The sequence below is a fragment of the Allosediminivita pacifica genome (assembly GCF_003054175.1).
GTDB lineage: Bacteria > Pseudomonadota > Alphaproteobacteria > Rhodobacterales > Rhodobacteraceae > Allosediminivita > Allosediminivita pacifica.
Map to the genome: position 1 here is coordinate 1 of NZ_QBKN01000059.1, position 8,816 is coordinate 8,816.

General features: G+C 61.2%; 7 protein-coding genes and 1 pseudogene. 3 read left to right on the forward strand and 5 right to left on the reverse strand.

The features are described from left to right. Nucleotides 1–621: 621 nt before the first annotated feature. The 3 genes from C8N44_RS24235 to C8N44_RS22420 form a co-directional block, all read right to left on the reverse strand. Nucleotides 622–843: an integrase core domain-containing protein gene (locus C8N44_RS24235; RefSeq protein ID WP_107978928.1), complete on the reverse strand. Its 222-nt coding sequence runs from the start codon at nucleotides 841–843 to the stop codon at nucleotides 622–624. 113 nt (nucleotides 844–956) lie between these two features. Next, nucleotides 957–2,564 carry an ABC transporter substrate-binding protein gene (locus C8N44_RS22415; protein ID WP_107978929.1) on the reverse strand — a complete coding sequence of 536 codons (1,608 nt, stop codon included), beginning with the start codon at nucleotides 2,562–2,564 and terminating at the stop codon, nucleotides 957–959. Nucleotides 2,565–2,605: 41 nt separating this feature from the next. After that, nucleotides 2,606–3,658: an enolase C-terminal domain-like protein gene (locus tag C8N44_RS22420; RefSeq protein WP_244641191.1), complete on the reverse strand. Its 1,053-nt coding sequence runs from the start codon at nucleotides 3,656–3,658 to the stop codon at nucleotides 2,606–2,608. Nucleotides 3,659–3,991: 333 nt separating this feature from the next. On the opposite strand from C8N44_RS22420, the gene C8N44_RS22425 reads away from it, so the two are divergent. Both C8N44_RS22425 and C8N44_RS24000 read left to right on the forward strand, forming a co-directional pair. Continuing rightward, entirely contained in the window at nucleotides 3,992–4,750 is a 759-nt protein-coding gene (locus C8N44_RS22425) for a FadR/GntR family transcriptional regulator (RefSeq protein ID WP_210204217.1), read from the forward strand. A gap of 193 nt (nucleotides 4,751–4,943) precedes the next feature. Then, a pseudogene (locus C8N44_RS24000) lies at nucleotides 4,944–5,081 on the forward strand (helix-turn-helix domain-containing protein); the annotation flags it as partial. Nucleotides 5,082–5,206: 125 nt separating this feature from the next. Here C8N44_RS24000 and C8N44_RS22435 read toward each other — a convergent pair. Together C8N44_RS22435 and C8N44_RS22440 are read right to left on the reverse strand one after the other, a co-directional pair. Then, nucleotides 5,207–5,731, reverse strand: coding sequence for a DUF421 domain-containing protein (locus C8N44_RS22435; RefSeq protein ID WP_107978931.1), 525 nt, complete (start codon nucleotides 5,729–5,731; stop codon nucleotides 5,207–5,209). A 622-nt stretch (nucleotides 5,732–6,353) separates the two neighbouring features. Next, nucleotides 6,354–8,354: a TonB-dependent receptor domain-containing protein gene (locus C8N44_RS22440; protein ID WP_107978932.1), complete on the reverse strand. Its 2,001-nt coding sequence runs from the start codon at nucleotides 8,352–8,354 to the stop codon at nucleotides 6,354–6,356. A gap of 365 nt (nucleotides 8,355–8,719) precedes the next feature. On the opposite strand from C8N44_RS22440, the gene C8N44_RS22445 reads away from it, so the two are divergent. Then, nucleotides 8,720–8,816: transposase (locus tag C8N44_RS22445; RefSeq protein WP_146178905.1), on the forward strand; the 97-nt coding region annotated here is incomplete at its 3' end.

Below are 8,816 nucleotides of genomic sequence, written 5' to 3' on the forward strand. Positions count from 1 at the left end.
TCCTCCGAATAAGACACGTGCATAACGACGTCGTTATGCACGTGTCTTACCTCGGAACCCCAGCCTCAGGCAGGCGGCCCCAATCGGTCGGTTACCATTTTTGAGGGGCGAGAGTGAAACGCAGCCACAATGGGGGCGATCGCGCGCATTGTGGCGAGGTTTGACTACCTGGTGGAGAATCGTCGCGAGTAGTTGGTCTGTAGCGAAATCAGGCCTTCACTCGCTTCCGTGGGAAGGAAAGTGCCGCCCTGGGCCTAGGGTGAGAGTGCGAACAAGAAGACTGGACTAGGACCGGTCATGCTCCTCGTCGGGGCCAACGGTCCGCCGAGGACCGGAAACGCCCGTTTGACGCGCTAGGCGCGAAGGTCGTCTCGGGCTGTGAGCGACTACCGTCATTCAGGGCGGGCAGCCGACATTCGCCGCAGTCGCGAGCGCGGCCACGGCCAGCCAAAGAACTGGACATTCAGTTGGGCTGTGCCGAGCGGTACGGGGATTATCGACACGAAGGGCGGATATCCGACCTTCGCTGCGGCCGCGCGGGCAACCGCGATCGTCGGCGATAGTGGACATTCAATCGGGTCATCTGAACTGCCCCAACCAATGGGTCCACATTGATTGTCATTATTGCATGGTTGGCTGACGCTCGACGGACACGATGCTCTCCGGTACCTGGGACATGTAGCCGAAGGCACCGTGTGGTCGAACGGTATTGTAGTGGCGCCGCCACCGCTCGGTGAGGGTCTGCTCGTCGCGGAGCGAATAGAAGACAGTCGCGTCGAGCAACTCATTGCGGAGCCGGGCGTCGGCGCTCTCGCCTTCCAGCCATTCTCTGGTCCTCTCGATGACGGGATCATTCTATCTCAGTGGGTGGACCAATTGAGAGGGGAGCCTCCAACTGGATTGACCGTTGCGTCCCATGGTGCGCCGTGGAGCCAAGTTCGTCTGTAGCGAAAGGATCACCTGTCCTTGCCGACAGAAGCGAGTTTGGTTTGCCAGACCGGACTGATCGTTAGACCAGTCACGTCGGCGCGCGTGGCGACGGAATCCGTGACCTGCGAGATCGGCTGGATGGGTGGTGCGCCCGCCGCGTATTCGCGCTGGATCTCGGCGTAGGCTTCCCGCTGCGTATCGCCCGACAGTTCGAGGGCCTCTGCGATTTGGCTGTTGATCGCAGCATCGTGGTAGGACACCCGCCAGCTCAAAAGACCCGTCAGATTTGCATCGTCACTGTTGTCGGGATTGTAGACGATCGAGCGCAGGTCGCCGTCGGGATGCGAAACCTGACCGCCGCTGCGCCCCACGAGAAGCTGGAAGTCGCGGTTACGCATCGCGCCGTAGACGATCTCGCCGCCGCCGGTAATTAACTGCGCGCGCACGCCGCCTTCGGCAAGCGCGCCCTGGACGGCAACCGCGAGATTGTCGAACGGACTTTCGGACAGCGCGCGCAGCGTCAGATCTAGCCCGTCCTGGTAGCCGGCTTCTGCCAGCAACTCCTTTGCGCCCTCGACGTCGCGCTCGACCGAGCTGTCGAAGGTTTCGCCACCAAGGCCGATCTGGATTGGACTGGTGTGCTTGACGCCATAATACTGCATCACTGACTGGTTGATACCGTCGTAGTCGATGAGCTTGATGATCGCCTCGCGCACCCGTGCATCCTGCAAGGTTTCGTCTGCCAGAGACATTGCGAGGTAGTAGAGACCATTGCCGACCGCATTCGTGACTACCACGTCCGGGTTGCTTTCGAGCGAACCCAAATCGGCGGCAGATAGAGAGTAAGCGACGTCCAGGTCGCCTTGCTCCAGCAGAAGTCGCTGGGTCTGACTCTCCGGGATGTGTCGCATCAGCACCCGGTCCATATTTGCGGGTTCACCCCAGTAGTTTTCATTGCGCGCCAGCACGACCAGATCGCCAGGCCGATAGGTCTGAAGCTCGAACGGCCCGGATCCGGCGGTATTGGTGGCAAGCCACGCAGACCCCAGATCGCCGTCCACTTCGTGCTCCATGACTGTCGCGCGGTCGAGCACGGCGCCCGTTCCGGCGATGGCCAGTGTCATCAGGATGATCTGAGGATCGGTCCTTTCGGGGATGTTGACGACGACGGTACGTGGGTCGGGTGCCTCGAACAACGTCTCGGCAGCGTCGGCCGTGTAGCCGCGGATCGTGAAGTTCGTCGCTTGGGCAAGGTTGAGCCGAAGCACGCGGGTGAACGACCAAATTACGTCCTCGGCTTCCAGCGGGTTGCCACTGGCGAATTTCAGGTCGGGACGGAGCGTGAAGGTTATCGAGCTCGCATCCTCGGCAATCTCCCAGCTTTCCGCCAGTTCGCCGCGCACCTGCGAGCGATCCGCAGGATCGATGCCGACGAGCCCGTCGTAGATGTTTGTTGTGACCTGCACCTTTTCTTTGCTGCCCGCGCCGGCCGGATCGAGCGTGAGGATGTTCGCCATCGAGAAGCCGACGGCCAGCTGGTTATCCGGCGTCTCGGCCCGCGCCGCAAAGGGTGCCGCGCCCGCGATCAAGGTGGCCGTCGCTGCGGTCGATCCTAGGAACTGTCGTCTGTCCATTGCTCTTCCTCCTCCTCATAGGTGGTCCATCGGGCGCCCGGTCACTCGACCGGATTTGCGTCGATGTAGTCGAAATTGATGTCATAACCGATGCCCGGCGCCTGTGAGAGATGGACGAAACCGTCAGCGTCCAGCGGGTCGGGCAGCGCGTTGAGGTAATCGGGCACGCGGTCGTAATCATGCATCGGGTGCAGCAGACCGCGCTCGTACCAGCGGCAATTCTTCGAGACCGCTGAAATCAGCAGATTCTCGAGGCCGTGCCCATGCACTTCGCAGTTCATGCCGAAGCTCTCCGCGAGGTGCATCGTCTTCAGCGCGGGGCTGATCCCGCCGACATCCTCGACCCCCGTTCGGAGAATGTCGCACGAGCCTGACCTGATCCATTCGGCGCGGTGCTGGTACTTCCCACCCATCGATTCAGGCCCAATGACCGGGATGCTCAGTTCCGCCGCGAGCCACGCGTAGGAGGACATGGATTGCTCGTCCATCACTTCTTCAATCCAGGTGAAGTTCAGCTTTTCCAGCCCCTTGCCCAGCTCGAAAGCCTGCTCTCGCGAGTACCAATGATAGGCGTCCAGCATCAGTGGCACCTCCGGTCCGACCGCCTCGCGTACGGCAGCGCAAGCCCTCAGGTCCATCGCGATGTCAGGCGCCCAGCTGACAGGCGGCATCCAGGTATGCAACTTGATCGCGCGGTAGCCGCGGCCGATCAGTGTTTCGGCGAAACGGCCGTAATCCTCTGGCGTCGCCAGCCCGCCCTTGATCTCGTCGCCGCACATGATCGACCCGTAAGCCGGAAGTTTGTCGCGGTAAGAGCCGGCCATCTTGTAAGCCGGAATGCCGAGAAGCTTCGCCGCCAGATCCCAAAGCGCGACGTCCACTATCGCCAGCGTCCGATCGCTGAGCTGACCGCCACTGCCGCGCTGCCAGTGCGCGAGATCCTGCCAGAGCCGCTCGCGCGCGAAGGCGTCCTGCTCTTCAACGACCTGCCGGATAAAGCCGTCAAGAAGTTGAGGGCGCAGTTGATCGACACTTCCGAACGCGTGCCCCTCGGTCCCGTCCTCTGCCCGTATGGTCAGGACGGCCTTTTTCACGCGCCGCTCCGGGCCGGGATGGTCATGACCGTCGCTGTCGCGCTCCAGGAAAGTCGTGTGCCAAAAATTCCGTACGGCTGCGCTCTCAATTCTCATCGATCATCGGTCCGGTTCTAGATATCAGACTGCAGTATCTTGCAGTCGGACTAATAGGGCCTGCTATCAGACCACGCAAGCCATTTGTCCCCTGCATCAAGTTCTGGCGCCCATCCGTATGGCCACCGTGTTGCTACGCGTCCTCGTCATGCGTACTATCCAGGCCACTTTTCCGGTCCATCATACTTGTCCGGCAAGTTGGTCGCGGAGTGATCGAGTGGGCTTTCGGAGGGTAGTATGGACGAAGACACGGAAGCTGCCGCCTCCCCTTTCTCCATGCCCGACCCTCCGCGCGACGGGCGTCACCGCGTCACACAACTGGCCGACCGGTTGCGCGAGCAAATCTTGCAAGCGGAGTTGAAGCCCGGCGACCGCCTCCCGAGCGAGGTGGGGCTTGCAGAAGCACATTCGGTCAGCCGAACGGTCGTGCGAGAGGCTATAGCGATCTTGCGCTCGGAAGGCCGCCTGGATGTTCGCCGTGGGGTCGGCGCCTTCGTCTGTGAACCGAATGCCATCGCCGCGCCCTTCGCGGACCTGTCTCTGGAGCGAATTTCGTCGGTCATCGAGCTGATTGAGCTGCGAATCGGAGTCGAAAGCCAGGCAGCCTCCCTTGCGGCCGCGCGGCGATCCCCTGAACAGCTAGAAGCCATCCTTGCCGCGCACTCAGAAGTCGGGCGATGCATCCGGGACGGGCAGTCGACGCGCATGACGGACTACACGCTTCACCTTCGCATCGCCGAGGCTGCGCAGAATCGACGCTTTCCCGAGTTGATGACTCTCGTGAAGATTGGCATGGTCTCAAGTGTGCCGGTTACGGACCGTGATCGCCAAAATGCACCTATGCCCGCGAACGAGAACCTGCAAAGCGAACACGCCGCGATCGTCAACGCCATTCTGCTCTCCGACAGTGACAAGGCTGCTACTGCGATGCGTACGCATCTCGAAGGTAGCCTCAGGCGCTACAAAGAGTTGCTGGTGAACGGAGTGTCTGGCTGATCAGACACGAAGATTGAAAGCCGCTACAATCAGTGTTTTTTGTGGCCCCAGGGCCTGTTGATTTCCATCCAGAACCGAGCCTGGTTTGCGGATCATTTTCACTGAGTCCTGAGCCATGTCAGCGTTCCCCCAAAGCGACGATCGGCGGGGGTATTGGAGAGGTCGACATGGGACCTTTGAGCATCATCCGCTGATGCATCCACCACAGAAGCTGTCGATCCGGGAGATTGCCCGGCGCACGGGCGTGTCGCGCAATACCGTGACCAGGCATCTCGCGGTGGACACTGAAGCAGATGCATGGCGATCTCGAGGAGCTCGGCTTCACCGGCTTCTGCAATCGTGCGGCGAAAAAGATGCGCGATGCGCGAACGTCCGGTTCAGTGAAGCCGCGCCGCAGCGATGAGCCGACCGGCGAACGGCAACTCTGGGCCGGAAGCGGATCAGGGGTAAAAGCCGCTACCTGGAGGCGGTGGCGACTTCGAGCCGCTCGCTTGCCTTGTCACCTGTACCTACAACCGAGAACGAGCCGTCCGCCTCCAGAATGATGGACGAGATCGTCGAACGGTCCGTGTAGCCCGAAGTTCGCATCACCGTGTCAAGCTCGTCGCGGGTGACGCGCGCCGCATGCATTGCCTGCGGCAGCGGCTCGCCATCGCGCAACAGGAGCCGCGGTTCGGATCGCACCAGCTTGGCGAAGCCACGGCTCTTCACCGACAGCATCGCCACGACGTACTGCAGCCCGATCAGCAGAAGCAGCGCCGTCACGCCCTCGGCGAGCGCCACCCCCTCCGACAGCAGTATCGTCGCCAGGACGGACCCGAGCGCGACAGTGACCACCAGATCGAAAGCGTTCAGTTTCGACAGCGTCCGGTTTCCCGTGACCCGGAGGGATGCCACGAGCGTGGTATAGGCCAGAGCGCCCACGATGATCGTGCGCACGATCCCCTCCCAGCCTTGGTAGAACATCTCCGAGAAATCCATCACGTGTCCTTTCGCGGGCGACCCACCTCAAGGCGGTTCGGACTCTGTCGGCAGATGGCGCTCCGAAGCGCCTTTGCCACCCCTCGGCCTGAGAAAGGCCGCGCGAGGCCGGGAGCAGACGTCGTCGCATGAGGCTGCCCTACGTCTGCAGACTTTTTCACCAACTGCAGCGAATGCCCAATTGTTGGCCCTGCCGACCTTCATCCTCCGAAAGTGCTGAGCGATGAACGAATGGCCGGTCCGTCGCGGCCGGCCCTTTGCCGTACTCCATGGCGACCGGTAGCGCTGCATTGCAGATTCATCGGAGCGGTCGTTCATGCAGGCAGCAGCATTTTTAACGGTCCCATGTCTCCCGAGTGGTCGTTCGTCCTTCTATCCGAGATGGGCCGTACACTGACCATGCAGCGATGCCGGCGAGCGCGACCGCAAAAGAGTAAGATCTGCGGACATCGGTTGTATCGGGCGGCCCAACGCCGCCAGTCGTTGATGCGTCCGAAGTTTGTTTGGCCGGCTGTTTGAATTCATGAATAACGCCGATCCACGACGGTTCGGGGCTTTCGTAAACGGCACTGGGTCCACCTGAGACCGGTGAACCCAGCCTTGTTCCGCGCGTGGATGCGGCTCAGAAGCGTGCGGTCAGGCCCACGAAGTACCGCCGTCCGGGAAGCAGGGAGCCATAGTCTTCGCTTGTGATCTCCTTGTTGAAGGCGTTCTCGATGCTGAAGTTGCCACGCAGTCTGTCGTTGAAGTCATAGCTCGCGCCAACATCGACCAGCGTGTAACCCGGTGTCCGGTCCTCGCTGGCCTCCTGATTGGTTTCGCTCTTGAACTTGGCCTTGCCCCAGAGGCTCAGGCTATCCGTTGCCTGCCAGTCAGTGGACAAGTTGACCATGTGCTTCGGGAGCGAATTCAGTCGTTCCCCCTTGCTGTCCCCGGAAGTGATCTCGCTGTGCGAATAGGTATAGTTGGCCCGGATATCGAAATCGCCGATACGATAGTCCAGCGTCGCTTCGACACCCTGGATCTCGGCCTCGTCGAGATTGATGTACTGGTTGATCCACTGCCGCGTCTCGCCGTTGTACGTACAGGCCCACTCGCTTTCCTCGACGCCGTCGCCTTCTGGGTCAGGGGTGTCGCAGAATCGCTCCTTGTCGATCTTGTCGGTGAACCGCGTGTGATAGGCGGTCATGCCGAACTGCAGATCGGAACGCGGGTTCCAGACCATGCCGACCTCGTAGTTGGTGCTTTCCTCGGGTTTGAGGTCGCTGTTCCCCTTGTCCCAGCCGCGGCCCCGGCCGGCCTGTTCGACGATGCCGTCATCCGTCCGCTTCAACGCGGGGACGGTGTAGCCACCGCTGATCCCGCCCTTGAGCGTCATCGTGTCAGTCATGTGCCACACGCCGTAGACACGCGGCGTGAAGTTGTCGCCGAAGGCCTCGTTCTCGTCGTAGCGACCGCCCAGCGTCAGCGTGAAGTCATCGGTGAGGCTGATTTCGTCCTCGACGAAGACCGAAGCATGCCAGCGTTCCAGATCGGTGTTGATCGAACCCGGGAAGCGGTCGGCATTGTGGAACGTCCTCTCTAGCTTGTAGTCGAGGCCGGCCGTCATCATGTGGCTGCCAAAGACCATCAGCGTCTTGGTGTTGAAGTTGATCTGCTCGAAGGCGGACAGGTTGCTGCCCTCGTCGACATCCACGTATTCTCGCTTCAGGAAGGAAGTGGTCTCGAAGCCATTGTCCCAGTAGACTTCATGCGCGACCGACGTGTCCTGCCGGGTCGTGATGATCTCGCGGTCAGAGGCATCTTCCTGGTTTCGTGTCGTGTTCTGCCGCGACTTGCTGTAGTCCAGTTCGAGGTTCTGATTGTCGGTGACCGTCCAGTTGAGCCGCACCCCGTTGGTCCGCCTTTCCACGCCGGAAAAGCCGTCGAGCCCTCGGTCCGGCTCGCGATCATATGTCGAGCCGTAGAAGCTCAGGCCGAGGCGCCCCGGCATGATCGGGCCGGTCAGGTAGTAGTTGGTCTGAAGCGAGTCCGAGGAGCCGCCATCCTCGTGCAGTGTCTGGCCCATCGATATCGACCCGGTCCAGACATCCGCCGTGGGCTTGGTGATGATGTTGATGACACCACCCGACGCCGCCGAGCCGTAGAGCGAGGACATCGGTCCCCGGATGATTTCGATGCGTTCGATGATCGCAGGCGGCGGCAGAAGCTGTGTCCGCTGGCCGCTGCCCCAGCCATTGTAGTAGGCGTCCTGGCTGTCGCCGATCGGTTTGCCGTCGACGAGGAACAGGATGTAGTTCTCGCCGAAGCCGCGCATGTTGATCGAACTGGAGCCGGGCAGCTTGCCGCCACCGCTCGACTCGATCGAGATGCCCGGCACGGTATCGAGTATGTCGGTGATCCCACTGTAGGAGCGTCCCTCGATCTCTTCGGAGGAGATCACGGTTATTGTCGCGGGCGCGTCCGCGATCTGTTGCTCGAAGCCGGTGGCCGAGATGACGATCTCCCCGAGATAGAAGTCCTCCTCATCGACCTGCGCCAGCCCAAGCGACGGCGTGAGCATGAATGGCAGTGCGGCGCAGCTGCCGCGAAGGCGCGTCTGGAATGTGGTTGTGCGGTTCATGTCCCTCTCCCGCGATGGGGCGGTCGTAGCCGCCCGACAAAGTTCAAAGGGGAGAGCCCTGCGCAAAATCACAGGCGGCCTTCCCGCTCAAATCGTGCTGATGCTGGGATGGGCCTGGCAGAGTCCCTTTGCTGCCGGGGCACCAAGGGATATGCCTTTAGTAGTAGGTGGATAATCTTTAGTCAAATAGTCGAAAAGTTTCGGCACGGCAATTTTTGGAGCTGCTGTGACTCCCTTATTTTTATCCACGCCGAGCTGGCGCCGGAGTGCTCCTGCTCCGCTTCTAGCCAGGAAAGCTCAGCGGAACACTGAATAGCCCCGTGTATCGTGGACGCCTTCTTCGCTAATTTTGAGGCAAGGAGGCCATGATGAGCAGCAGCAAGTTCAGCGACGATTTCAAGAGAGACGCGGTCGCGCAGATCACGGAGAGGGGCTACCCGGTCAGGGAGGTGGCCGAGCGCT